Below are 22,746 nucleotides of genomic sequence, written 5' to 3'. Positions count from 1 at the left end.
TGCCTCTCCAGATTGCAGATGGCTACGCACCGACAAAAGTCGGGGCGCGACTTGGTCGCCGTAATACCGCGCGAAATCCGAACGCGCCAGTAGCGCGGGCCGGAAATCGGGCGGAAAATATGGGAAAAATCGACGCGGGTCCGCCACTTGGATGCACAGGCGCGAATGTGTGATCACATCCGCGCCGCATGCCGCATGAATTTCAGGGCGTTATGGGGCACAACCTTGACGACAGGTAAAATTTTTTCGCCCCCGCCCGCTCCGCAAGCGCCCTACCGCAGAAGCGAACCGACGTAGCTTCCTTCGGCAATCTGCTGGTGACCGAATGCACAAAGCTGTGCCTTGTCAGCAGCCTTCACGCCTTGGCTTGCCAGCCATGCCTCGGCCTTGTTGCGCATACGCTTCTTCTCGGCCTTCGAGGTCACGTAGTCGTCGATCTCGTCACGCGAATAGCCCATGCCGGCGGCCTTGGATTTCAGCCGTTCGAGATGCGCAAAACCCTTTATCATGCGACCGCCGATTTCGTCGCATTTTTCCTGAATCTCGTTGGCCACCAGAATCAGCATCAGCTGATCATCGATTTCCTTGACCTCACGCAGCGGCGGCTTTGCCAGAACGGGCGTCGCCATCAGAGCGCAGAGCAGGAGCGGGGGAATCAGGCGCATGGGGGGCCTCCTTCGTGGAACGTTTGCTGATCCACAGGTGGGACTGTACCCCCCGTTATGCAATAACCGCCCGTAATATCCGGCATTTCCGGCGGGAATCCGGTCACGCGCTCCTCACCCGTCGGCGGTCACTTACCGATCGCGGCACTGACCGGTCAGCATCAACGCGTCCGATGTGATCGTCAGCTGATCCTTCGGCGTGTCGGGACCTACGGACCAGTCGATGTCCGAGGTACCATAGGTCCGGATGCAATACTTTGTACCCTGATAGGCAGCAGCCTTGATGGCGCCGTCGATCGACTTTCCCGGCTGGCTGACGGAGGCCACGAATTGCGTGCGATCGTCACCCACGGGTTTCGCCGTGCCACGGAAGGTCTGCCCATCGAAAGTCTGCGCCTGTTCGCGCCGGACGCCCTTGCCCAGACCGCAGCCCGCGAGCATCGCGACCAAAACCAGCAGGAGCCCCATCTTTGCGAAGTCCGCCGTCGTGAGACGCGGCATCGCCCGGGCCCGCACGCCCCCATCACGCCGCGCGCCGTCTGCCTCGTTGGACTTGCGGAAAAGACCGGCGGTATTCTTCATGTGACTGCCCTTGTTCCTTGCTCGCCTCTCGGGAGGCGGCGCCACCTTCGCCCTCCGTGCCGCGCAGGTCAAGCATCGCCGGCCGCGATGCGCCGGGACCCGCCGCCCCGGCCCCACCTCAGTCAGCGGCCCCGCGTTTCGTTTTACCGCGCCCGCGAGGGACCCGGAATACCGAAGCCGAAAACAGCCCGAACCCGATACGCAAAAGGCGCCGCTGCGGACGCCCTTTCGATGTTTCCCGTGTCAGACGGTCAGACGGTCACTCCGCCGCGACAAGCCCCGCACGGCCATTCTTCTGAATACGAATGCGGTCCTCGATTTCATCACGGAAGTTGCGGATCAGGCCCTGAATCGGCCAGGCTGCCGCATCGCCGAGCGCACAAATGGTGTGGCCCTCGACCTGCTTGGTCACATCCCAAAGCATGTCGATCTCTTCCGGGTCCGCCTCGCCGCGCACCAGACGGTCCATGACGCGCATCATCCATCCCGTACCTTCGCGGCAGGGCGTGCACTGGCCGCAGCTTTCGTGCTTGTAGAATTTCGACAGGCGCCAGATCGCCTTGATGATATCGGTGGAGTTGTCCATCACGATCACCGCCGCCGTGCCGAGGCCGGAACCCAGCTCACCGCGCAGGTAATCGAAGTCCATGATGGCGTCCTTCATCTTTTCCCCGCGCACGCAGGGAACGGAGGACCCGCCCGGTATGACCGCCTTCAGATTATCCCAGCCGCCGCGGATGCCGCCGCAATGCTTGTCGATCAACTCCTCGAAGGTGATCGACATCGCCTCTTCGACGACGCAGGGTGTGTTGACGTGGCCGGAGACTGCGAACAGCTTGGTGCCCGCGTTGTTCTCGCGCCCGAAGCCCGCGAACCAAGTCGCGCCACGGCGCAGGATGGTCGGAACCACGGCGATGGATTCGACGTTGTTCACGGTGGTCGGGCAACCATACAGACCCGCGCCCGCCGGGAACGGCGGCTTCATCCTGGGCATGCCCTTCCTACCTTCGAGGCTTTCCAGCAGGGCGGTTTCCTCGCCGCAGATATAGGCGCCGGCGCCGTGATGCACGAACAGTTCGAAGTCCCAGCCGCTGCCTGCCGCGTTCTTTCCCAAAAGGCCCGCATCGTAGGCCTCGTCGATGGCCGCCTGCAGCGCCTCGCGCTCCCGGATGTATTCGCCCCGGATGTAGATGTAGCACGCATGGGCCTGCATCGCGAAGGAGGCGATTAGGCAACCCTCGATCAGCGTGTGCGGATCGTGGCGCATGATTTCCCGGTCCTTGCAGGTACCCGGCTCCGATTCGTCAGCGTTCACCACCAGATAGGCCGGACGCCCGTCCGATTCTTTCGGCATGAAGGACCACTTCAACCCAGTCGGGAAACCAGCACCCCCGCGACCGCGCAGGCCAGAGGCCTTCATTTCGTCGACAATCCAGTCCCGGCCCTTGGCCATGATGTCCTTGGTGCCGTCCCAATGGCCACGCTTCTTCGCTCCCTCAAGGGTGCGGTCATGCATGCCGTAGATATTGGTGAAGATCCGGTCCTGGTCCTGAAGCATCTCTTATCCTTCATCATCCTGGCGCGCGCGCCAGAGCCCGTATATCATCCAGACCGCCCAGATAAACCCCGCCAATGCGACAAGGTCGAACAATGCGCGCAGGCGCTGGCTCCAGTCCAGCGCTTGGCCAAGGGCGGTGATGGTGATCCAGTACAGACCTACCCCGGCAATCATCAACGCAATCTTGCGCCCGTGCCTGTTCAGGTCGTTCTTGTTCGCCATTTTCTGTGTTCAGCCCGTCGTCAGCCTGGGGTTTTCGGCGTGGCGGGGGCCTTCGTCGACGGACGTCCCGTGCGCGGCTTTGCTGCCCTGCGGCTGGCAGGTTTGCGCGCCGGTTTCGTCGCCACCGCCGGTGCCTCGGATGCTTGCACCGAGGGTGCAGCGGGCTCCTGCTCCGTTTTCGGGGATTCCGGCTGCGGGGCGGGGCTTGCGGTGGCAGCGGCGGGTGTCGGCTTCATGGCCGCGAGTTGGGGCTCTTCGGTCCCGGCTTTGGCGGCCTCGACAGCGACCTTCGCCACCGGCGATTCCGCTGATGGAACCAGCGACGCTGCCGCGGCTTCCGGAACATCGGCTTTCGGCGCGGCGGCCTGTAGCACGGTGGCGCTTGACTCTGGAGCCTGTGTCTCCGGCGCTTGTGTCTCCGGCACTTCTGTGTTGGGTGCTTGTGTCTCAGGTGCACGCGGCGCTGTCTTGCTACCCGCCGGGTTGCAGATCGAACCGAAGCCCACCGTCATGCCGGGTAGCTTCAGCTTTGCCACCGGCATCCCTGCCCAAGGCAACATGGCCAGTCTCATCATGCTTTGGCTCGTCGCGATCGCGAACCGGGTCTGCATCGCCATCATCTTCACGACGGGCGAATAATCGGGGGTGAATGCTTTCATGGGGTTCGCCATGGGTTACGTCCTCGCTCAATAGACGCGCGGCGGGCAGTCGCCTCCACGCGTGCCTGAAAAGCGCCGTTCCTCCCCAACAGTGCTATCCCACGCCTGACACAACCAGAGGCCATGTGCAAGCCGCAGGGGTGTCGCGGGGCGCTATTGCACGCCCCGCTGCACGGGATTTCACTCGTAGACGCCGCCTTTGTCCACGCGCTTGGAAAAGTCCGTCTCGCCCCCGGCAGCGAGAACCTTGGCCTGTTCCACCCAGTTGTCGCGGGTCACTCGACCGCGAAACCCGGTCATGTTTGCATTGGCCCAAGCCACTTCCTGATCGGTCCAGGCCGCGATCTGGTCGAAATGGTAGACGCCCAGAGAATGGCACACCTTCTCCAGCTTTGGGCCGATACCCTTGATCTCCTTAAGGTTATCCGCCTGGCCATTGCGCGGACCATCCAGCAGCGGCGGCTGTTCGCCCTCGCCAGTGCCTTCCATCACGCCGTTGCCGTCGTAGTCTGCCGGACCGAGGTCCGCAGGCACAGGGTCACCCGCCGTCGTCGCCACCGCTGCGGATTCCGCGGGGGCTGCGGTCGGGGCCAGAGTTGGGGCCGGAGTTGGGGCCGGAGTTGGGGCCGGAGTTGGGACGTCATCTCCGATCTCTGCGGTAGATGCCGCCGCCCCTGCCCCCGGACCGTCCTTGCTGTAGCGCCACGACCCCTTGCGGTCCGCCAGTTCCGCCTGTCCCGCCAGGGGAGTCGACGGCTTCAGGACCGGTGCAGTAGTCGCTCCGGTGGGCGTACTGGTCTCGCTTCCGGTCTCCTCCGGGGCCGGAGTGCCCGAGACGGTGCCTGCCCCGACCATCGCAGAATCTGCCTTGGAGACATCGGCCTCCGCCTGATCGGGAGCGGTTTCGGTGGCGACAGGTCCGGGCCGGGCCGCCTCCGGTTCCTCCGGGGCGGTCTCGGCCTCTGCCGCGGCAACCGTGGCACCCGCTGCTGCTGCACCGGCGGCGGCGCTGGTCCCTGCGCCTGCTGCCCGCGCGCTGACACTGGCATCCATAGCGGGCACGGCAGAGTTGGTCACCGCAGGCGTGTGATCGCCCCTGTCAGAATCAGTGACCGGCGGCGTCATGCCGCGCGATACCGGCAGCGGGCCGCAGAACAGCCAGTTGAACAGCAACCCCAGAAGCACCAGCGCCAACACCGCCAATACCAATGCGGCGCCGAACCCTTGTTCCAAAACCAGAAGGAAAACCAGCAGGGCCGCCACCGCAGCCATCCCCCAGCACTTCACCGCACAGTTGCCATCAATCCGCATGTCGACCCTTCTCCCGTCTTGGTGCCTGCCGTAAGGCAAGCCTTTCTGTTTCCTCATACTGTTGCCGGAGTCAGGCCGAGAGGCAATTGCGGAGTCGCGGGCACCGACGAAAGAACGACGCCCGCCGCAATCGCGACGGGCGCCCGAAAAGGGTACGTAAATGTCGATCCGCCGGAGCGGAGCGTGGCGCCCTCAGGCCCCGCGAGTGCCGGACTGGTCGTTCCAGGGCGCGCGCAGCGCCACTTCGGTACCGTCGATGCGCTTGACTGTGTCGCCGATATCATGCGCCAGTTGCGCGCTGGCGTTCATCTTGATCGAAGCATTCACGAACTCGGTCAGCGTGGTCGCGCCGCCCTTCGGTTCCGACCCCATGCGGCCGTTTTGCGGGCCGACCTGCGGCACCTCGCCCCTCGCCAGACGATCCAGCAGATCACCCAGAGATTCGACCGTCAGATCCTCGTAGTAATCCTTGCCGATCTGCGCCATCGGAGCATTCGTGCAGGACCCGAGGCACTCGACCTCCTCCCAGGAGAACTTACCGTCCGCCGACAGGATGTGCGGCTTGTCGGCAATCTTCTCGCGGCAGACCGCGATCAGGTCCTCCGCGCCGCAGATCATGCAGGACGTCGTGCCGCAGATCTGCACATGCGCGACCGAGCCCACCGGCTGCAGCTGGAACATGAAATAGAAGGTCGCAACTTCCAGCGCGCGGATGTAGGCCATGCCCAGCATGTCAGCGATGTGTTCGATCGCCGGGCGCGTCAGCCAGCCTTCCTGTTCCTGCGCCCGCCACAACAGCGGGATGATCGCCGAAGCCTGGCGGCCCGCGGGATACTTGGTGATCTGCTCCTTCGCCCAGGCGAGGTTGCCTTCGGTGAAGGCAAAGCTCTCGGGCTGTTCGTGGTGCAACCTGCGCAGCATGTTCGTCGTCCCTCAACTGGCGCGGCGCGATGGCCGCGCGCGTAAATCCTCAGCCCGCGACCGTGGCAGCCACCGGGGCGCCCTCGGGTTCAGCGGGAGGCGTGCAGACGCCCACCACCGAACGGACACCGCCGCTTGGCAAGGACACAGCCTCCTTGCGGGCCACCTTGTACTGGGCGATCTCGATGATCTTTTCGCGTGGCAGGCCGGTCTGCAGTTCCACCGGCAGGTAATCCGCTTCCGTGACCAGAGAGCATCCGACCGAAGCCACGGCCGCGTCCCAGGTGGCAAGCATTTCCGGCGTAGTGTCTTTTGGTGTCATGCCCAGCTCCACGCAGCCCGCGACCGCTAGAACCGGCAGCGTCAGAAACAGTGTCTTCATCGTCGTCTTCCTTCGAAACGGGCCGCGTCTCGACCCTCGGACAGCGTCACCGCATGGCGCCCGGATCGGGCCGCGCGGGCCTGCCTGCTCAGATCCGCCTCAGCGATCGATTTCCCCGAAAACCACATCCATGGTACCAATGATCGCCGCGACGTCCGCCAGCTGGTGACCGGATGCCACATGGTCCATCGCCTGCAGGTGCAGGAAACCCGGTGCGCGCAGCTTTGCCCGGTAAGGCTTGTTCGTCCCGTCGGCCACGAGGTAGACGCCGAATTCACCCTTCGGGGCCTCTACGGCGGCGTAGACCTCGCCCTCCGGGACGTGGAACCCCTCGGTGTAAAGCTTGAAGTGGTGGATCAGGCTCTCCATCGAAGTTTTCATATCGCGGCGCGTCGGCGGGGTGATCTTTCCACGCGCCAGCACGTCGCCCTGCCCCTCAGGGGCGCGCAGTTTCTCGATGGCCTGCAGGATGATGCTCGTAGATTCGCGCATCTCCGCCATTCGGCAGAGGTAGCGGTCATAGCAGTCGCCGTTCTTGCCCACCGGAATCTTGAAGTCGAACTCGTCGTAGCATTCGTAAGGCTGCGCGCGGCGCAGGTCCCAAGCGAGTCCGGAGCCGCGTACCATGACGCCGGAGAATCCCCAGTCCTGAATGTCCTGCTCCGTCACGACGCCGATATCGGCGTTACGCTGCTTGAATATCCGGTTTTCCGTCAGAAGCCCGTCGATGTCATCGAGCATACGGGGGAATTCATGGGCCCATGTCTCGATATCGTCGATCAGCGCCGGAGGCAGGTCCTGATGGACACCACCGGGGCGGAAATAGGCCGCGTGCAGGCGCGCCCCGCAGGCACGCTCGTAAAAGACCATGAGCTTCTCGCGCTCCTCGAACCCCCAGAGCGGCGGCGTCAGCGCGCCCACGTCCATGGCCTGCGTGGTCACGTTCAGCAGGTGGTTCAGTACCCGGCCGATTTCCGAATAGAGTACACGGATCAGCGAGGCGCGGCGCGGCACCTCGACTCCGGTCAGCTTTTCGATGGCGAGGCACCAGGCGTGTTCCTGGTTCATAGGCGCCACGTAGTCGAGACGGTCGAAGTACGGCAGATTCTGAAGATACGTCCGCGATTCCATCAGCTTCTCGGTGCCGCGGTGCAGCAGGCCGATGTGCGGGTCGCAGCGTTCGACGATCTCGCCGTCCAGCTCCAGCACGAGGCGCAGCACCCCGTGCGCCGCCGGGTGCTGCGGGCCGAAGTTGATGTTGAAGTTGCGGATCTTCTGTTCGCCCGTCAGCGCGTCGTCAAAACCCTTGGAGCCGTCCATCGTCAGTGCCTCCTTCTGCCAGACTTGGCGTCGCGCAGGATCGCCAGTCCGTCGTGACCGTAGTGCTGCGCGAACAGGTTCGCCCGCGCCTCGACCATCGCATCGGGCAGCCGCGCTGCCAGTTCGTCCAGATCCATCGCCCCGGTGCCCGGCTGCGCCACCTTGCACAGGAAGGCGATCAGCGCGGGCATCTCCAGCGCGTATTCCCCGCTCTCGGCGCAGTTCAGCACAAAGGCGAAGGCCCGCGACGTGAAATCGTCGTCGCCACGCGCCACGACCTGATCAAGCAAGTCCCAGATCAGCCCACGCGCAGTGCCATCCTCGGCAAAGAAACCGGTACAGACCAGCGCATCCGAGAGGTCGATCATCTCGGGCAGCAGGTCGTTGGCCCATGCCACCCACTCATCGCCGCTTTCCAGCGTGGCGATGGCCTTCTCGGGCTCCCAGCCCTCGCGCTCCAGCGCCTCAAAATCCGTGTCGAAGCTCACGTCGCCTCGTACCTTTCGTCCTTGTGCCGGGCGCTGCGGCCCGGCTGTCGTCTCTCGCGCTCGCGGCGGCGCGCCATCGAAGGGGCGCGCCAGCCGCATCAGCCCTGCTTCTCGTCGCCGGGCAGCACGTATTGCGCACCTTCCCAGGGCGACATGAAGTCGAACTGGCGGTATTCCTGCACCAGGCTCACCGGTTCGTAGACGACCCGCTTCTGCTCCTCGTCGTACCGCACCTCGGTGTAGCCCGTCGTGGGGAAGTCCTTGCGCAGCGGGTAGCCTCGGAAGCCGTAGTCCGTCAGGATCCGGCGCAGGTCCGGGTGGCCCGAGAACAGGATGCCGAACATGTCGAAGACCTCGCGCTCGAACCAGTTCGCGCTGGGATGCACGGCGGTGATCGAGGGCACCATCTCGTCCTCGCGGATCGAGACCCGCAGGCGGATGCGGTGGTTCTGGTACATCGACAGGAAGTGGTAGACCACGTCAAACCGTTTTGCCCGCTCCGGGTAGTCGACGGCGGTGATGTCCACCAGCGAGGAGAAGCGGCAGGTCTGGTCGGTCTTCAGGAAATCCACCAGCCCGCGGATATTGGCGGGCGCCACGTCGATGTTCAACTCGCCGTGGGTCACGTCGTGGGCCAGCACGCAGTCGGGCCGCTTCAGCGCGATATGGCCGCCCAGTTCGTTCAGCGCGTCGATCATGCTTCAACCTTTCTCAGGGCGTCGGCGGCGATCACCGCGCGGCGCACTTCACCCGCGGCTTCCTCGAACCAGACGCATTGCGCCGCGATCAGAGCGGGGTTCTGGTCGCTCTGGCCGACCGTCTCCACCGTCATCCGGGCACCGCCGGAGGCAAGCTCGACCACGTCACCAGGGTACAGTTCTGCCATTTCCGTCCCTCCTCAGCGCGCCAGCGTGCCGGTGCGCCGCATCTTCTTCTGCAGCGCCAGCAGGCCGTAAAGCAGCGCCTCGGCCGTAGGCGGGCAGCCGGGCACGTAGACATCGACGGGCACGATGCGGTCGCAGCCGCGTACCACCGAGTAGGAGTAATGGTAGTAGCCGCCGCCGTTTGCGCAGGATCCCATGGAGATCACGTAGCGCGGCTCCGGCATCTGGTCGTAGACCTTGCGCAGAGCCGGGGCCATCTTGTTGGTCAGCGTACCCGCGACGATCATCAGGTCGGACTGCCGAGGGGAAGCCCGGGGGGCGATGCCAAACCGTTCCACGTCGTAGCGCGGCATGGAGGTATGCATCATCTCCACCGCGCAGCAGGCCAGCCCGAAGGTCATCCAGTGCAGCGATCCGGTGCGCGCCCAGTTGATGATGTCCTCGGTGGAGGTCAGCAGGAAGCCCTTGTCCGCCAGTTCCGCGTTCAGAAGCTGCGTTGCGTGCTCGCGGTCGCCGCCAGCGGTGTTTTGACCATAGGGCGCCAGCGCCGAAGGCCCGCTCTTGACGCGGGGCGTCTGGTATCCTTCGCCGCGAACTTCCGTCACCATCGGTTTGTCTCCGGTCACTCCCATTCCAGGGCTCCCTTCTTCCACTCGTAGGCAAAGCCCGCCGTCAGCACACCGAGGAACACCATCATCCCCCAGAAGGCGACGTCGCTAAGATCACGGAACGCGACGGCCCAGGGAAACAGCATGGCGATTTCCAGGTCGAAGATGATGAAGAGGATCGAGACGAGGTAGAATCGCACGTCGAATTTCATCCGCGCGTCATCGAAGGCGTTGAACCCGCACTCATAGGCCGAAACCTTCTCCGGATCCGGATTGCGCACGGCGATCAGGATCGCGGCGAAGATGAAAACAAGGCCAATGACGACGGCGATCGCCAGAAAGACCAGGATAGGCAGGTATTCCCGCAGCATGTCTTCCACGAGCAGCTCCTCGAAAACTGGGGGCGCGGCGCGAGTCCCCGTATCCGGCAGCCCGCGACGTTGGTCTGAAGGTGACTTATCCGCGTGCGCAGGCGGGGTCAACAAGCGGGCTTGATATTCAAAAGATTGATAACAAACGGCTTCCTTTCGAGGGTGCAGGTCGATCCATCCCCGTAGCCCTTGAGTTGATAAGGTTTTTCGCCGCCGGAGGTCTGCCGTGGTCTCGCACGGCGCCCGGGCGACCTGGCGTAAAGCGGGGCGCGGTACGTGGTCGCGCCCGGCAGGCCGGCACATTTCAAGGCCGGAACCGGCGGTCCTTGCGGTGCGTTTTGCAGCCAGCCGAAAAGGACCTCCGCCGAAAGGACGCCCCATGCCACGCGATGCACATACCCGCCATATCCGCCATGCCAGCCTGTATCGCATGGCCACGCCCGACCACCTTTGCCCCTTCGGCCTGAAGTCGAAGGCCCTGCTTGAACACAATGGCTACGAAGTCGACGATCACTTGCTGCAAAGCCGCGAGGCCACCGACCGTTTCAAGGCGGAACACGGGGTGGAGACCACGCCGCAGACCTACATCGACGGCGCGCGTATCGGTGGTCATGACGCGCTGCAGCGGCATTTCGGCCAGACGCCGCAGGGCGATAAGGAAAAGACATACGCCCCGGTGATCGCGGTCTTTGGCATGGCACTACTGATGGGGCTGGCCGTGGGCCACGCTGCGGGGTTCGGTACCGCAGCGACACTGCGCACGATCCTCGCCTCTGGCATGGCACTTCTTGCCGTGCAGAAACTGCGCGACGTTGAAAGCTTCTCGACCATGTTCCTGAACTACGATCTGCTGGCCCGGCGCAAGGTTTTCTACGCTTACCTCTACCCATACCTCGAAGCTGCCGCCGCCATTCTGATGCTGGCAGGCGTTTTGCCGCTGCTGTCAGGCACTGTTGCGCTGTTTATTGGCGGCGTCGGAGCGATCTCGGTAATCAAGGCCGTTTATGTCGACAAACGAGACCTGAGATGCGCCTGCATGGGCGGCGCCTCGGACGTGCCGCTCGGTTTCGTTTCCCTGACGGAAAACCTCGTGATGGTGGGCATGGGGTTCTGGATGCTGGCCTCGGTGTACTGAGGGGGCAGTTCTGAGGGAGCAGTCAGCGTTGAGGATGAGCGATCGCGGCCTTTGGACGCGCGGGGGCAGCCCGCTTATCAGGCCGGAATGGAAGAAAAGAGCGCCACGGCAGGCGACCGGGAAAATCCAAGAAGCTGGTTCGGACATGCCCCCTCCTTCCAGCCCCTCCAAGACCTGGCGCACCGATCACCGGATTTGAACCAAAGAGCCGTCTTGTGAAGCGTGGAATCGTGCCGTCATACTGCCTCGCCAGCGCTGACGGAGGGACCGCCGGCCCTCGTCAGGCAAATCCTCGCCCGGCGCCGTGCGCTCTGCCGGGGGGCTGACACTACGGCGGGAGACCGGCAGCCCCCCATAGCCTACAGCCTTTCACTGTATCGAACCCCAGGCCGTCGGTTTTCAGGATGGGTGGCGGCCAGACGACCGATCCCTGCCGCTATCCGCGACAGCCCGGACGCAGGTTGGGACCCAGCCATACCGGACACAGGCAGGACTATGGGCTACTGTTCTTCTTCGGGCTGGCCGAAGCCCCGCCACGCTGGAGATCGGCCTGATCCAGCAGCTCCCGACAGAACTCGAATCTTTCCTGGATCAACATTCAGCCCCTGATCGGCACCTGACCATCAGGCGCTCCGGCATCAACTCTCGACCCACGGCGCGCGGCGCTTCTCGAAAAAAGCCGCGATCCCTTCGCGCGCTTCCGCCGTTTCCCAACGGTCGGCAAGCGCGTCGATGGCCATGTCCACATCCTCTCCGCTCACCTCTCCCGCAAGGTCGCGCAGCAGCCGTTTGGCATCGCGCACCGCCCCCGGGGCACACTGCAGGTAGGGCGCGACCTCCGCCTCCACGGCTTCTTCCAGCGCCTCCGCCTCGACCGCGCGGGTCAGGAGACCAAGCGCCATCGCCTCATCGCCAGTAAACACCCGCCCGTTCATGAATATCGACGCCGCCCGCGCGCCGCCAAGCCGGTGCACCACGTAAGGCCCGATATTGGCCGGGATCAGCCCCAGCTTCACCTCCGTCAGGGCAAAGCGGGCCGTCCGCACCCCCACCGCCACGTCGCAGACCGAAATAAGCCCGAGGCCCCCGCCAAAGGCATTGCCGTGCACCATGCCGATCAGCGGCTGCGGCAGCGCGTAAAGCGCCCCCAGAGCCCGCGCGATGCGCGAGGATTCCCGAACGCGAGTCGTCCGGTCTGCCTCGAATTGCTCGCGCATCCATGCGAGATCGCCGCCTGCGCAGAAAGTACCGCCATCCGCCGCCAGCACCACGACCCGGATGCTTTCATCCTCCGCCACCGTTTCGGCGGCCTCCACCAGTTCTCCCATCATGCGCGCCGACATGGCGTTGTGCTTTTCCGCGCGCGCCAGCACGATCCGCGCCACGCCGCCAGCGTCCTGTTCCAGCCTGACTTCCTGCATCATCCCTCTCCCGCCTTCTTCAGTATCTCCGCCACGGTTTCGCCCACCGGGCGCATGGTATCCAGCCGCAGCGCGCCGTCCCAGGGTTCCCAGACGCGCGCCTGAACCGCCGCCCAGTCCGGCAGGGCGAAGCCCGCGATATCTGTGTGGCGCATCTCCACCCGGCGCCGATGCTCCGCTGCGTCAGAGCAGAACAGCTCGACGCAAAGGCCCCCCGATGCGGGCGCCAGCGTCTTCCACGGCTGGCGCGTGACCGCCAACGGATTGACGCAGTCGATCACCACAGGCAGGCCGCGCGACAGCGCTTCGCCCGCCACCACCCTCATTGCCGCGTAGCCGCCGTCGGCAAGGTCGGCACAGTCCATGTGACTTTCGCGCATGGCCTGCTCGATGGCATCCGCCCGCAGCCAGAGCGCGCCGGTCTCGTCGCATAGCACCTCCGCCACCGTGCTCTTGCCCACGCCGGGTAGGCCAGAAAGGACGATCAGCCCCCTCACCCGCCGCGCATCCTGCGCGCCATCGCCGCCGCCTGCACCAGCACCGCGCGATCCAGCCCGGTGTCATAGCCCTTTGCCGTAACGTAATCGTACACCGCTTCGGTCGCTACGTTGCCTGCGGCACCCGGCGCGTAGGGGCATCCGCCCAGACCGCCCACAGCAGCATCAAAGACCCGAAGCCCGCGCGCCAGCGCGACGGCGATGTTGTCCAACGCGCGTCCACCGGTGTCGTGGAAATGCCCTGCCAGATGCGCGGCTGGGATTTCCTCCAGCACCGCCTCCAGCATGGCGTCCACAGCATCCGGCCGTCCACGTCCGATGGTGTCGCCCAGCGAAACCTCGTAACACCCCATGTCCCGGAGCCGCGCCACCACGCGGGCCACGGCGTCGGGCGCCACCGCGCCGTCGTAGGGGCACTCCACAACACAGGAGACATATCCGCGAACAGGTACGCCCGCCTCCCGGGCGGCCTCGCAAACCGGGACGAACCGCGCTAGCCCCTCCTCGACGGAGGCATTGATATTGGCCTGTGAAAATCCCTCCGACGCCGCACCGAACACCGCTACCTCGTCCGCGCGCGCCGCCATCGCCCTTTGAAAGCCCATGATATTCGGCGTCAGCGCTGCATAGGAAACACCCGCGACCCGCCGGATGCCCGCCAGCACTTCGGCCGAATCCGCCATCTGCGGCACCCATTTCGGACTGACGAAAGACGCACATTCAATCCGCCGGAACCCCGCGTCGGAAAGGCAATCCACCAGGGCCACCTTCTCCGCGACCGGGATCATCCGCGCTTCGTTCTGCAGACCATCCCGTGGTCCTACCTCAAAGATTTCGACCCGTCCCATTCTCAAACCCTTTTGCAAATCCTGAACGTGGCCAGGGGCTCCGCCTCCATCGCAGCAGGCTGCGACTCGCCCAAAGGATTTCGCCCCAGAAGAAGCAGGAAGTCGCGCTCCTGCGTCTAACTGGTCGCGATACTCCCGCCGCAGGCGTTCCCGAGCGGTCGCCGAAGGCGGACCCCGAGATACCCTGCGCGCGCGCCAGCGCGCTCATTCGGATCACGCCTCCGGCACCGGATAGAAATCCTGCGCGTAGAATCTCTGCGGCCCCTCACGCTCCACCGCGCGCCTGTAGGCGGGGCGCGCCTCCATCCGTGCCTTGTAGGCAGAGACCCTCGGGAAATCCTCCAGCCGGACGAAATATGGCGCCGCGAAGAGGTTGAACCCCATCATGATGTCCGCGGCCGAGAATCCGCCAGGAAGCAGCCATCCCTCTTCGGGCAGGGCCGCTTCCAGTCCGCGCAGAGTCTGCTTAAGCCGCGCAACCTGCAGTTTGACCACCACTGCAGAGGGGGTCGCCGGCGGCCGGAGAAAGACCATCTGCAGGTTCAGGTTTTCGATCAGGCTCGCCTGCGTTTCCGAGTAGTGTATCCATTGCAGGTACTTCGCCCGCTCCGCCGAACCGGGCGCACGGCCCAGCTCCGGGGCAAAGCACTCCACGAGGTATTCCACAATGGCGCCGGACTCGCTCATTTCCAGCCGCCCGTCTGGGGCGTCCCACTCGATCGCCGGAATGCGCACAGCGGGGGAAACGTGCCGCAGCGCACTTTCGCCCATTTCCTTCGTGCCGATACGGTGTTCCACCACATCGAGCCCACCGAAACGATCCGCCCCGATTTCCTCCAATAGCCAGAGCACACGGAACGAGCGTCCGTATTGCACGTGATGCAGTCTCATCATGTCAGTTTCTCCCTCAGCATCCACTGTCCGCTTTCGTCGCGTTCATACATCTGTCCCATCTCGGGGACCTCCTGCACCGCCAGCATCGGCCAGACCTTGAGCAAGTCAGCCAGCCGCCCCGCCTGCGCGCTCTCGAACCGGCAGGCCCCGCACCAGACGCTACACGTCCGGTCCAGATCGGCTGCCACCATCGAGGCGCGGCGCAGGTCCGCCGCCACCTCCGGGCACAACATCACACGCGCGCCTTCGGGCAGTTCGGAAAAAGTCACGCCTCCGCCAGCGCCTTCAGCATCACCAGAACGGCGCCTGCCTCCAGCTGATCGCCCTCGCGCACCATGACCTCGGCCACCACCCCGTCAGCGGCGGCGGTGAGGGTATGCTCCATCTTCATCGCTTCCAGCACCGCCAGACGGTCGCCCGCGCTGACAGCCTGCCCCTTGTAGACATGGACCGACACCACGCGTCCCGGCATCGGTGCCAGCGTGGCCCCAGCCGCCGCGGCCTCTCCGACCTGAGCCAGCGGATCCACCACCTCGAACGGAATCCCGTAACCGGCAAAGACCGTGACCGTACCGTCACCGACAAAAACCCCGCCGCCCGGCCGCCCGTCAAATGTCCAGCCCGCGGCACCACGCCGGCAGGCGACCGTGTCGCCATCCACCTCGACGACAACTTCGCCCGGACCCTGCACCGTCACCCAGATTGCGTGCTGCTCCTCGCCCTGTGCCAGAACGACCTGCCGCCTGAGCGCACCCCAGAGGGCGAAACCCGTCTGCCAGCCCTCCGCCTCCAACAGGCGGAGCGCCGCCAGCGCCGCTTCGGCCCAATGACCCGGCGTAACCGCCGGCGGCTGCACGAGCGTGTCCAGATCGCGACCGATCAGCCCGGTATCGACAGCACCCCGCGCAAACCCCTCGTGCTCCGCCAGCGCACCAAGAAAGGCGAGGTTGGTCACCGTCCCCGCCACACGCGTGGCCTTCAGCCCCGCCGCAAGACGCCGGAGCGCCACCGCCCGCGATGGCCCATGCACCACCAGCTTTGCGATCATCGGATCGTAATGCGGGCTGATCACGTCGCCCTTGCGCACACCCGTTTCCGCCCGCACCCCCTCGGGGAACGCCAGTTCCGCCAGCCGCCCCGTCGCGGGCAGGAAACCCGCCGGCACGTCTTCGGCATAAAGCCGCGCCTCGAAGGCGTGGCCCGTGATCGTCAGATCCTCCTGCGTGCAGGGCAAGGGTTCCCCCGCCGCGACGCGCAACTGCCATTGGACCAGATCGACGCCGCAGATTTCCTCCGTCACAGGGTGTTCCACCTGCAGGCGGGTGTTCATCTCCATGAACCAGAAGCCGTCCTCGCGCATCCCGTCCGCGCTGTCGACGATGAATTCCACCGTTCCCGCGCCGCGATAGCCGATGGCCTCTGCCGCGCGCACCGCCGCCGCCCCCATGGCCGCGCGCATCGCGGCCGTCATGCCGGGCGCGGGGGCTTCCTCGATAACCTTCTGGTGGCGGCGCTGCAGTGAACAGTCCCGCTCGAACAGGTGCACCGCGCGGGTGCCATCGCCAAAGACCTGCACCTCGATGTGGCGCGGGCGCTGGATGTATTTCTCGATCAACACCGCGTCATTGCCGAAGGCGCCGCGCGCCTCGGCCTTTGCCCGCTCCAGCGCGTCGACGAAGTCCTCCGGCCGCTCCACCAGCCGCATCCCCTTGCCGCCGCCGCCCGCGACCGCCTTGATCAGCACCGGGTAGCCGACCTTCGCAGCCTCGACCTCAAGGTGACCGGGGTCCTGGTCCTCACCCATGTAGCCCGGCACCACCGGCACGCCGGCCTCGTCCATCAGTCGCTTGGCGGCATCCTTCAGGCCCATCGCCCGGATCGCACGCTCGTCCGGGCCGACAAAGACCAGCCCCGCCGCCTCCACATCCCGGACAAAGTCGGGGTTCTCGGACAGGAAGCCGTAACCGGGATGGATCGCCCCCGCCCCGGTCTCAAGCGCGGCGGCGATGATCCTGTCGCTGCGCAGGTAACTCTCTGCGGGGGACGCGCCACCGAGGCACACCGCAGCATCAGCCATTTCTACGTGCAACGCACCCGCGTCGGCCTCCGAATATACCGCCACGCAGCGAAGCCCCATGGCGCGGGCCGTGCGCATGACGCGGACTGCGATCTCCCCCCGGTTCGCCACCAGTATCGTGTCAAACATCACCGTTCTCCTCTCCCGGTTCCGGGTTTTCCGCCCGGCCCTCGGCCCCGTCCCGCGCCGCTACCCCGCCCCGGGCGATTTCCAGGTCTGCTCCCGGGCTTCGGCCCGCTCTTTCGGGCCTGGCCCCGGCCCGGCATCTCGGCCGTCGCCTGTTCCGGGACCCTGCACCGCTCCGGCCCGCCACCCTTCGGCGCGCAACCCTTCGGCGCGCCACCTCGGCCCTGTGGTCCCGCCCCTGCCGCGGGCCTGGCGTAATCCTCGACCACGCGAAAGCGTTCGCACATGATCTCCATATCCTCCGACACGCCGCCCGAGCGCGAGAAATACGCTCGATATGCCTTGCGCCAATGCGCGAGGTCGCGGAACTCGCCCTGCATGGCCACGAAACCTTCGTCCATTTCGTCGAACCGGCGGACGGAGACCTCGACCGTCTCCACCATCAGCGCGGGCCGCCCGTCCCACTCCAGCGCCACGTCGCGGCGCCCCACCTCGGGCAGTGCATCGGCGCCCTTGCCGCTGTAGACCCGCATGGCCTCGACCGTCGCGGTCTTTTTGCCTGAACGCACCAGCGCCAGGATCTCCCGGCACAGCGTTTCCGAATCGCCGTACCGGAATGTCTCCGCTTCCGGGTTCGCGTCGATGATCTCCTGCAGGCTCTTGCGACTCATCCGCTTCGCTCCTTCAATGCTGCCAGCCCCCGGCATAGATGCGCTCCGGCCGCGTTTCACCCCCTTGCGGCCCGCTCCGGCCCGCTCCGACCTGCTCCGGCCCGCCCGAACCAAGGCAAATCGCGTGCTTCTTCGGTTTCCAAATACCTCGGGGGAGTCTCCCGGAACGGGAGACGGGGGCAGAGCCCCCTTCTCGATCCCAAACTCGCGGCAGGCATACTTTCCAGTACGATTCTCCGACATGCCCCGGACCGCACGCCTGGCCACCGCATGCAGGCGCCGAAACGCACGCCTGCGTTACATCCTGAAGACGCCAAAGCGGGTCTCCTCCACCGGGGCATTCAGTGCGGCGCGCAGCGACAGCGCCAGAACCTCCCGGGATTTCCGCGGGTCGATGATCCCATCGTCCCACAGCCGCGCAGAGGCATAGAGCGGGTGCGACTGGCGTTCGAACATCTCCAGTGTCGGGCGCTTGAAGGCGGCTTCCTCCTCCTCGGTCCATGTGCCGCCCGCGCGCGCGATCGCATCCCGCTTCACCGTCGCCAGAACGCCCGCCGCCTGCGGTCCGCCCATGACGGAAATCCGGCTGTTCGGCCATGTCCACAGGAACCGCGGCTGATACGCCCGCCCCGCCATGCCATAGTTCCCCGCCCCGAACGACCCGCCGACCAGCATCGTCACCTTCGGAACCGAGGTCGTTGCCACGGCGGTCACCATTTTCGCACCGTGCCGCGCGATGCCCTCGTTTTCGTATTTACGCCCCACCATGAAACCGGTGATGTTCTGCAGGAAAACCAGCGGAATACGGCGCTGCGAGCACAGCTCTACGAAATGCGCCCCCTTGGAGGCGCTCTCCGAGAACAACACCCCGTTGTTGGCGATAATGCCGATGTCCATGCCGCACACCTGCGCGAAACCGCAGACCAGAGTCTCGCCGAAACGCGCCTTGAACTCGTCGAAGTAAGAACCGTCCACAATCCGCGCGATCACCTCGCGAATGTCATAGGGTGTGCGCAGATCGGCCGGCACCACGCCAAAGATCTCTTCCGGGTCACAGGCCGGTGCCTCGCCGGTATCTATCGCGACAATTCGCGCCCCCGGGCCAGCCGAGCCACCCAGCGATCCGACCGCCCGCCGAGCCAGCGCCAGCGCGTGCGCATCATCCTCAGCAAGGTAATCCGCCACCCCGGAGAGCCGGGTATGCACGTCCCCGCCGCCCAGATCCTCGGCAGAAACCACCTCGCCCGTCGCCGCCTTTACCAACGGCGGCCCGGCGAGAAAGATCGTTCCCTGCTCCTTTACGATGATGGATACGTCGGACATTGCAGGCACATAGGCCCCGCCCGCCGTGCAGGACCCCATGACCACCGCAATCTGTGCGATCCCCTTCGCGCTCATTCGCGCCTGATTGTAGAAGATGCGACCAAAGTGGTCGCGATCCGGAAACACCTCGTCCTGATTGGGCAGGTTCGCGCCGCCGGAATCGACAAGGTAGACGCAGGGCAGACGGCATTCCTCGGCGATTTCCTGCGCGCGCAGGTGCTTCTTCACCGTCATCGGGTAGTAGGTGCCGCCCTTCACGGTGGCGTCGTTGCAGATCACCATGACCTGCCGCCCCTCGACAACGCCGATCCCCGCGATTACCCCGGCGCAGGGTGCGGCACCGTCGTACAGGCCATGCGCCGCCAGCGCCCCCACTTCGAGGAAGGGACTTCCTGCGTCCAGAAGCCCCGCAACCCGGTCGCGAGGCAGCATCTTGCCACGCGACAGATGCCGATCCCGCGATTTCGCGCCACCGCCCTCGGTCGCCTGCGCCGCGGCCTCCGCCACGACCTGCAGCGCCTCAAGGTGCGCCGCGCGGTTGGCCTTGAAGGCCTCCGATCCACTCAGAACCTGCGATTGCAGCCTCATGTCCCCATCTCCTTCAAGTCCTCCGCGCCGCGCCTCAAGTCCCGTCCTCGCGAACCACCTCGACGGTCCGACGGCGCGCCGCGTGGCCGTTCCACAGCATGCCGCCCAGCATTCCGGCAATCACCACCACCAGCAGCAACACTCCCAGCGCCAGCGCGCCCAGATCCAGTACGGTCACAAGCCAGAGCACCCCGGCCAGCGCGCCGCCCATGCCCAGAACCATCAAAATCCCGGCCTTCACTCCGTTAGGGTCGCGCCGGTCCTCGGCCAGCCGCAGGGACAGGCCACAGCCCGGACAGGGCAACACATCCGTGCCTCCACGTTGCCAGACGCGCTTGCTGCCCGACCGCCCCACGTAGAGCGATTGCAGCGCGCCGCACTCGGGGCACCGCCGGTCCGCCAGCCGTGACGTCATGTCCGTCATCCCCGGCCCCTCCTGCCCTGTCTCTTCCGGTTCCAAACCGCCCCGCTTCGATGCGATCCCCTCAAGCTGTCAGTCATCCTCGTGCCCGTCCCGCGCCTGCGGGCGTTTTGGCGGCGGCACCTCGGCCCAACCCGCAACGACCGCCGTCTCCACAGCATCAAGATAGCGCGCCAACTGCCACGCCAGCACCGCATCGCGCAGACGGTTGTTCGCCTCCCACGCGATGCACCACGTTCGCCGCTGGGGAATGTCACCGTCACAGTCCGGTCCTGCCGACAAGCCCATCGCCATGGCGTGTACCCGTGGGTAAAGCGCCTGCTCGAAATCGCCGCCCCGGCCTGTCACATCTTCTGGCGCGGGCAGCGTGGCGCGAATGCGCTCGGCCAGCATGTCTTGCTCGGCGGCCAAGGCCAGCTGGCAGGCCTCTACCTTGTCCAGCGCGCCTTTGCGGTCGCATAGGACGAAACCGACGGAGCCGCAGTAGCCCGTTCCGCGCGTGTCGCCGATCTCGAATTCCTGATCCTCCGGCATCTCGCACAAGCGTCGCAACGCACGTTCGAACCGCGCGGCCTCTCCGTCCATGCATTCCCCAAAGCTCGGCAAAGGCGTGAACGTCTCTGTCGTGTCCTTCGCCGACGCCCCGCCCGCACCGATCGATGCAACGATAGCCAAAACCACAAGCCTCATGACGCCTCCTCCGCCGCCATGCGCTTCAGCTCCCTACGGATTACCTTTCCGGTTACGGTCATGGGCAAAGCTTCCACGAAAGCCACTTCGCGCGGATAGCTGTGGCCTGCCAGCCGCGCCTTCACCCAATCCTGCAACGCGACCGCGTCCACCGCCACCCCGGGTTTCACAACGACATAGGCTTTGACAATCTCCGTGCGCAGCGGGTCCCGTTTGCCGACCACGCCCACCGTCGCCACCGCCGGGTGGGTCATCAGGCAATCCTCGATCTCAGACGGGCCGATGCGGTAGCCCGACGACGTGATCACGTCATCGTCGCGCCCGACAAAGCGGATGAATGCGCCGCCGCCATACCCGCCCGTCGCTTCGGGAGATGGTTCCATCATGCCGCGATCCCCGGTCAGCAGCCAGTCGCCGCGAAACTTTTCGGCTGTGGCCTGCGGGTTGCGCCAGTATTCCAGCATCATCGACGCTGCGCCCCGACGCACCGCGATGTCGCCTTCGCCGTCGCAGGGCTGGCCGTCGGGTCCGATCACCGCCACGTCGAACCCCGGCACGGCACGGCCAATACAGCCGGGGCGCGCCTCGAAAAGCGCCCCGCAGGAGGAGGCCACCATGTTGCACTCGGTCTGGCCGTAGAACTCGTTGATCGTGACGCCGAGGTTGCGGCGTCCCCATGCCAGCATTTCCGCGCCCAGCGGCTCACCACCGGAAGCGACCGAGCGCAGGCCGCGCACGGCCACTTCCTCGGACTTAAGCATCCGCAGCACCGTGGGCGGCAGGAAGACATTGCGCACCCCCTCCGCCACGAGCGCCTGCAAAGTTTTCGGCGAAAACTTTGCCCCCCGCCAGGCGACCACCGGGACGCCCAGCGCCAGACCGGGCATCAGCACGTCGAAAAGCCCGCCGATCCAGGCCCAGTCGGCGGGCGTCCAGAGCATATCTCCTTCGGTTCCAAGGAAGTCGTGGCTCATCTCCACGCCCGGCAGGTGCCCCGTTAGCACCCGGTGGCCATGCAGCGCACCCTTGGGTTTGCCGGTGGTGCCGGAGGTGTAGATCAGCACCGCCGGCGTTTCCGCCGCCGTGTCCGCCGGGGGCGCGTCGCTCTCTTTTCCCAGATCGGAAGCCATGACCGTGACCACGTCGAACGGTGCCAGTATCCCGGCCCCTTCGATGTCCGTCACCACCACATGGGCGCCGGAATCGTCCAGCCGCGAGCGCAGTGCGTCCTCCCGGAAAAGCTTGAACAGCGGCACGCTGATCGCGCCCATCCGCCATGCCGCGATATGCGCCGCCGCGCACAACGCCTGCTGCGACAACAATACACCGACCCGGTCGCCCGGCCCGACACCGCGCCCGCGCAGCGCCGCCTCGACCTGCCGCGACAGCGCATAGAGCGCCCCGTAAGACACACGCTCCTTCCCTTCGGACAAATCCAGGATCGCCAGCCGTTCCGGTTCGCGCGCGGCCCATGTGTCGCAGACCTGCGCCGCCATGTTCAGCCGCGCGGGAATCTCCCAGCGGAACCCGGCGGCCAGCGCTTCGTATGAGGGTGCGCGCTCCAGCATCAGAACCCCGCGTTCTCGAGGTAGAGTGCCTGTTCGCCCGTCGTCTGCATGAAGCAGCCGACTGCGGCCGGGCCCGCCCCGGTGCCGCCAGACCAGAGCGAGGCCGCGTAACTGCAACGCGCGTCACGGAAAGCGATCCACGCGCGTTGCATGGCGCGCAGTGCGTCCTCCTGCTGCGGCGGGGTCCAGCCGCCCGCCTTGGCGTCGGCGTCCGCCTGCTTCGCCTCGCGCATTCGCGCACGGTAGGCGGCATTCAGGCGGTCGTCCCAGTAGCCCGCTTCCGCGTCGAGGCAAGCGCTCATGCCATAGGTCGATTGCCCGCCCTGGGTCTCGGTCATGCAGCGCTCTGCCGAAGCACCGATACAGGACGCCTCCGACCCCGGAGCCTGCGCGAGACATTGCTCCGTCGCCGCAGGTGAGAACACCACGTCCTGCGCCAGTACCGCCCCCGGTAGCCAGGCCACCAGATTGGCCAACAGACAGATCTCATAGGTCTTCATTGCTTTTCCTCCCTCG

At 65.7% G+C, this 22,746-nt stretch carries 26 protein-coding genes and 1 pseudogene; 1 reads left to right on the top strand and 26 read right to left on the bottom strand.

Translation table 11 applies throughout. The annotated features are described in order from the left end of the window. Positions 1–272 precede the first annotated feature (272 nt). From J5474_RS05525 to J5474_RS05460, 14 genes and pseudogenes are all read right to left on the bottom strand, one after another. The gene (locus tag J5474_RS05525; protein ID WP_209359799.1) at positions 273–665 is read right to left on the bottom strand and encodes a DUF5333 domain-containing protein; all 393 of its coding nucleotides are present in this window, start codon (positions 663–665) and stop codon (positions 273–275) included. Positions 666–797: 132 nt separating this feature from the next. Next, the gene (locus tag J5474_RS05520; RefSeq protein ID WP_245216251.1) at positions 798–1,247 is read right to left on the bottom strand and encodes a hypothetical protein; all 450 of its coding nucleotides are present in this window, start codon (positions 1,245–1,247) and stop codon (positions 798–800) included. 259 nt (positions 1,248–1,506) lie between these two features. Next, complete coding sequence (gene nuoF / locus J5474_RS05515; RefSeq protein WP_209359798.1) at positions 1,507–2,805, bottom strand: NADH-quinone oxidoreductase subunit NuoF; 1,299 nt, start codon at positions 2,803–2,805, stop codon at positions 1,507–1,509. Positions 2,806–2,808: 3 nt separating this feature from the next. Continuing rightward, positions 2,809–3,027, bottom strand: coding sequence for a DUF5337 domain-containing protein (locus J5474_RS05510; RefSeq protein ID WP_209359797.1), 219 nt, complete (start codon positions 3,025–3,027; stop codon positions 2,809–2,811). 20 nt (positions 3,028–3,047) lie between these two features. Next, positions 3,048–3,698, bottom strand: coding sequence for a hypothetical protein (locus tag J5474_RS05505; RefSeq protein ID WP_209359796.1), 651 nt, complete (start codon positions 3,696–3,698; stop codon positions 3,048–3,050). A gap of 168 nt (positions 3,699–3,866) precedes the next feature. Beyond that, a complete protein-coding gene (locus J5474_RS05500; protein ID WP_209359795.1) occupies positions 3,867–4,997 on the bottom strand; it encodes a hypothetical protein in 1,131 nt (376 codons plus the stop codon). 207 nt (positions 4,998–5,204) lie between these two features. Next, a pseudogene (gene nuoE, locus J5474_RS05495) lies at positions 5,205–5,918 on the bottom strand (NADH-quinone oxidoreductase subunit NuoE); the annotation flags it as partial. Between the two features lie 49 nt (positions 5,919–5,967). Further along, positions 5,968–6,300 (bottom strand): hypothetical protein, encoded by a 333-nt coding sequence (locus J5474_RS05490; protein ID WP_209359793.1) that lies wholly within the window; start codon positions 6,298–6,300, stop codon positions 5,968–5,970. 99 nt (positions 6,301–6,399) lie between these two features. Continuing rightward, entirely contained in the window at positions 6,400–7,620 is a 1,221-nt protein-coding gene (locus J5474_RS05485; protein ID WP_209359792.1) for an NADH-quinone oxidoreductase subunit D, read from the bottom strand. A gap of 2 nt (positions 7,621–7,622) precedes the next feature. Then, positions 7,623–8,108: a hypothetical protein gene (locus tag J5474_RS05480; RefSeq protein WP_209359791.1), complete on the bottom strand. Its 486-nt coding sequence runs from the start codon at positions 8,106–8,108 to the stop codon at positions 7,623–7,625. A 98-nt stretch (positions 8,109–8,206) separates the two neighbouring features. Continuing rightward, complete coding sequence (locus tag J5474_RS05475) at positions 8,207–8,806, bottom strand: NADH-quinone oxidoreductase subunit C (protein WP_209359790.1); 600 nt, start codon at positions 8,804–8,806, stop codon at positions 8,207–8,209. Beyond that, positions 8,803–8,994, bottom strand: coding sequence for a YodC family protein (locus J5474_RS05470; RefSeq protein WP_209359789.1), 192 nt, complete (start codon positions 8,992–8,994; stop codon positions 8,803–8,805). The genes J5474_RS05475 and J5474_RS05470 overlap by 4 nt, the downstream gene beginning before the upstream one ends. Before the next feature lie 12 nt (positions 8,995–9,006). Then, positions 9,007–9,624 (bottom strand): NuoB/complex I 20 kDa subunit family protein, encoded by a 618-nt coding sequence (locus J5474_RS05465; RefSeq protein ID WP_245216250.1) that lies wholly within the window; start codon positions 9,622–9,624, stop codon positions 9,007–9,009. Further along, entirely contained in the window at positions 9,615–9,980 is a 366-nt protein-coding gene (locus J5474_RS05460; RefSeq protein ID WP_209359788.1) for an NADH-quinone oxidoreductase subunit A, read from the bottom strand. Before J5474_RS05460 ends, J5474_RS05465 begins: the two co-directional genes overlap by 10 nt. A gap of 370 nt (positions 9,981–10,350) precedes the next feature. Between J5474_RS05460 and J5474_RS05455 the strand changes: the two genes are divergently transcribed. Then, positions 10,351–11,106, top strand: coding sequence for a MauE/DoxX family redox-associated membrane protein (locus J5474_RS05455; RefSeq protein WP_209359787.1), 756 nt, complete (start codon positions 10,351–10,353; stop codon positions 11,104–11,106). A 638-nt stretch (positions 11,107–11,744) separates the two neighbouring features. On the opposite strand, the gene J5474_RS05450 is transcribed toward J5474_RS05455, so the two are convergent. The 12 genes from J5474_RS05450 to J5474_RS05395 all read right to left on the bottom strand — a co-directional run bounded on the left by J5474_RS05450 (position 11,745) and on the right by J5474_RS05395 (position 22,730). Beyond that, on the bottom strand, positions 11,745–12,527 hold the full coding sequence (locus J5474_RS05450) for a crotonase/enoyl-CoA hydratase family protein (RefSeq protein ID WP_209359786.1): 783 nt from the start codon (positions 12,525–12,527) through the stop codon (positions 11,745–11,747). Continuing rightward, positions 12,527–13,024, bottom strand: a complete 498-nt coding sequence (locus J5474_RS05445) for a P-loop nucleotide/nucleoside kinase family protein (protein ID WP_209359785.1) — start codon at positions 13,022–13,024, stop codon at positions 12,527–12,529. The genes J5474_RS05450 and J5474_RS05445 overlap by 1 nt, the downstream gene beginning before the upstream one ends. Further along, positions 13,021–13,872 (bottom strand): hydroxymethylglutaryl-CoA lyase, encoded by an 852-nt coding sequence (locus tag J5474_RS05440; protein ID WP_209359784.1) that lies wholly within the window; start codon positions 13,870–13,872, stop codon positions 13,021–13,023. Before J5474_RS05440 ends, J5474_RS05445 begins: the two co-directional genes overlap by 4 nt. Positions 13,873–14,085: 213 nt before the next feature. After that, positions 14,086–14,766, bottom strand: coding sequence for a glutathione S-transferase family protein (locus J5474_RS05435; protein ID WP_209359783.1), 681 nt, complete (start codon positions 14,764–14,766; stop codon positions 14,086–14,088). Beyond that, the gene (locus J5474_RS05430; protein WP_209359782.1) at positions 14,763–15,035 is read right to left on the bottom strand and encodes a hypothetical protein; all 273 of its coding nucleotides are present in this window, start codon (positions 15,033–15,035) and stop codon (positions 14,763–14,765) included. Before J5474_RS05430 ends, J5474_RS05435 begins: the two co-directional genes overlap by 4 nt. After that, a complete protein-coding gene (locus tag J5474_RS05425; protein WP_209359781.1) occupies positions 15,032–16,972 on the bottom strand; it encodes an ATP-binding protein in 1,941 nt (646 codons plus the stop codon). The genes J5474_RS05430 and J5474_RS05425 overlap by 4 nt, the downstream gene beginning before the upstream one ends. Next, on the bottom strand, positions 16,972–17,640 hold the full coding sequence (locus J5474_RS05420) for an ASCH domain-containing protein (protein ID WP_209359780.1): 669 nt from the start codon (positions 17,638–17,640) through the stop codon (positions 16,972–16,974). The genes J5474_RS05425 and J5474_RS05420 overlap by 1 nt, the downstream gene beginning before the upstream one ends. A 297-nt stretch (positions 17,641–17,937) precedes the next feature. Beyond that, the gene (locus tag J5474_RS05415; protein WP_209359779.1) at positions 17,938–19,551 is read right to left on the bottom strand and encodes a carboxyl transferase domain-containing protein; all 1,614 of its coding nucleotides are present in this window, start codon (positions 19,549–19,551) and stop codon (positions 17,938–17,940) included. Between the two features lie 34 nt (positions 19,552–19,585). Further along, on the bottom strand, positions 19,586–19,975 hold the full coding sequence (locus J5474_RS05410; RefSeq protein WP_209359778.1) for a hypothetical protein: 390 nt from the start codon (positions 19,973–19,975) through the stop codon (positions 19,586–19,588). A 69-nt stretch (positions 19,976–20,044) separates the two neighbouring features. After that, positions 20,045–20,662 carry a hypothetical protein gene (locus J5474_RS05405; RefSeq protein WP_209359777.1) on the bottom strand — a complete coding sequence of 206 codons (618 nt, stop codon included), beginning with the start codon at positions 20,660–20,662 and terminating at the stop codon, positions 20,045–20,047. Beyond that, positions 20,659–22,230: an AMP-binding protein gene (locus J5474_RS05400; RefSeq protein ID WP_209359776.1), complete on the bottom strand. Its 1,572-nt coding sequence runs from the start codon at positions 22,228–22,230 to the stop codon at positions 20,659–20,661. Before J5474_RS05400 ends, J5474_RS05405 begins: the two co-directional genes overlap by 4 nt. Continuing rightward, positions 22,230–22,730: a lysozyme inhibitor LprI family protein gene (locus J5474_RS05395; protein WP_209359775.1), complete on the bottom strand. Its 501-nt coding sequence runs from the start codon at positions 22,728–22,730 to the stop codon at positions 22,230–22,232. Before J5474_RS05395 ends, J5474_RS05400 begins: the two co-directional genes overlap by 1 nt. Between the last annotated feature and the right edge of the window lie 16 nt (positions 22,731–22,746).

Origin of the sequence: Sagittula salina (assembly GCF_017813235.1) — a bacterium.
Lineage (GTDB): Bacteria > Pseudomonadota > Alphaproteobacteria > Rhodobacterales > Rhodobacteraceae > Sagittula > Sagittula salina.
This window is presented reverse-complemented; position numbering and strand designations above follow the sequence as displayed.

Coding starts and splice junctions, on each gene's coding strand:
- J5474_RS05485 (WP_209359792.1), bottom strand. CDS start 7,620: ATGGACGGCTCCAAGGGTTTTGACGACGCGCTGACGGGCGAACAGAAG.
- nuoF (WP_209359798.1), bottom strand. CDS start 2,805: ATGCTTCAGGACCAGGACCGGATCTTCACCAATATCTACGGCATGCAT.
- J5474_RS05420 (WP_209359780.1), bottom strand. CDS start 17,640: ATGAGTCGCAAGAGCCTGCAGGAGATCATCGACGCGAACCCGGAAGCG.
- J5474_RS05505 (WP_209359796.1), bottom strand. CDS start 3,698: ATGGCGAACCCCATGAAAGCATTCACCCCCGATTATTCGCCCGTCGTG.
- J5474_RS05470 (WP_209359789.1), bottom strand. CDS start 8,994: ATGGCAGAACTGTACCCTGGTGACGTGGTCGAGCTTGCCTCCGGCGGT.
- J5474_RS05435 (WP_209359783.1), bottom strand. CDS start 14,766: ATGATGAGACTGCATCACGTGCAATACGGACGCTCGTTCCGTGTGCTC.
- J5474_RS05500 (WP_209359795.1), bottom strand. CDS start 4,997: ATGCGGATTGATGGCAACTGTGCGGTGAAGTGCTGGGGGATGGCTGCG.
- J5474_RS05400 (WP_209359776.1), bottom strand. CDS start 22,230: ATGCTGGAGCGCGCACCCTCATACGAAGCGCTGGCCGCCGGGTTCCGC.
- J5474_RS05455 (WP_209359787.1), top strand. CDS start 10,351: ATGCCACGCGATGCACATACCCGCCATATCCGCCATGCCAGCCTGTAT.
- J5474_RS05465 (WP_245216250.1), bottom strand. CDS start 9,624: ATGGGAGTGACCGGAGACAAACCGATGGTGACGGAAGTTCGCGGCGAA.
- J5474_RS05490 (WP_209359793.1), bottom strand. CDS start 6,300: ATGAAGACACTGTTTCTGACGCTGCCGGTTCTAGCGGTCGCGGGCTGC.
- J5474_RS05440 (WP_209359784.1), bottom strand. CDS start 13,872: ATGGGACGGGTCGAAATCTTTGAGGTAGGACCACGGGATGGTCTGCAG.
- J5474_RS05520 (WP_245216251.1), bottom strand. CDS start 1,247: ATGAAGAATACCGCCGGTCTTTTCCGCAAGTCCAACGAGGCAGACGGC.
- J5474_RS05450 (WP_209359786.1), bottom strand. CDS start 12,527: ATGCAGGAAGTCAGGCTGGAACAGGACGCTGGCGGCGTGGCGCGGATC.
- J5474_RS05425 (WP_209359781.1), bottom strand. CDS start 16,972: ATGTTTGACACGATACTGGTGGCGAACCGGGGGGAGATCGCAGTCCGC.
- J5474_RS05410 (WP_209359778.1), bottom strand. CDS start 19,975: ATGACGGACATGACGTCACGGCTGGCGGACCGGCGGTGCCCCGAGTGC.
- J5474_RS05475 (WP_209359790.1), bottom strand. CDS start 8,806: ATGATCGACGCGCTGAACGAACTGGGCGGCCATATCGCGCTGAAGCGG.
- J5474_RS05525 (WP_209359799.1), bottom strand. CDS start 665: ATGCGCCTGATTCCCCCGCTCCTGCTCTGCGCTCTGATGGCGACGCCC.
- J5474_RS05415 (WP_209359779.1), bottom strand. CDS start 19,551: ATGAGGCTGCAATCGCAGGTTCTGAGTGGATCGGAGGCCTTCAAGGCC.
- J5474_RS05510 (WP_209359797.1), bottom strand. CDS start 3,027: ATGGCGAACAAGAACGACCTGAACAGGCACGGGCGCAAGATTGCGTTG.
- J5474_RS05395 (WP_209359775.1), bottom strand. CDS start 22,730: ATGAAGACCTATGAGATCTGTCTGTTGGCCAATCTGGTGGCCTGGCTA.
- J5474_RS05405 (WP_209359777.1), bottom strand. CDS start 20,662: ATGAGGCTTGTGGTTTTGGCTATCGTTGCATCGATCGGTGCGGGCGGG.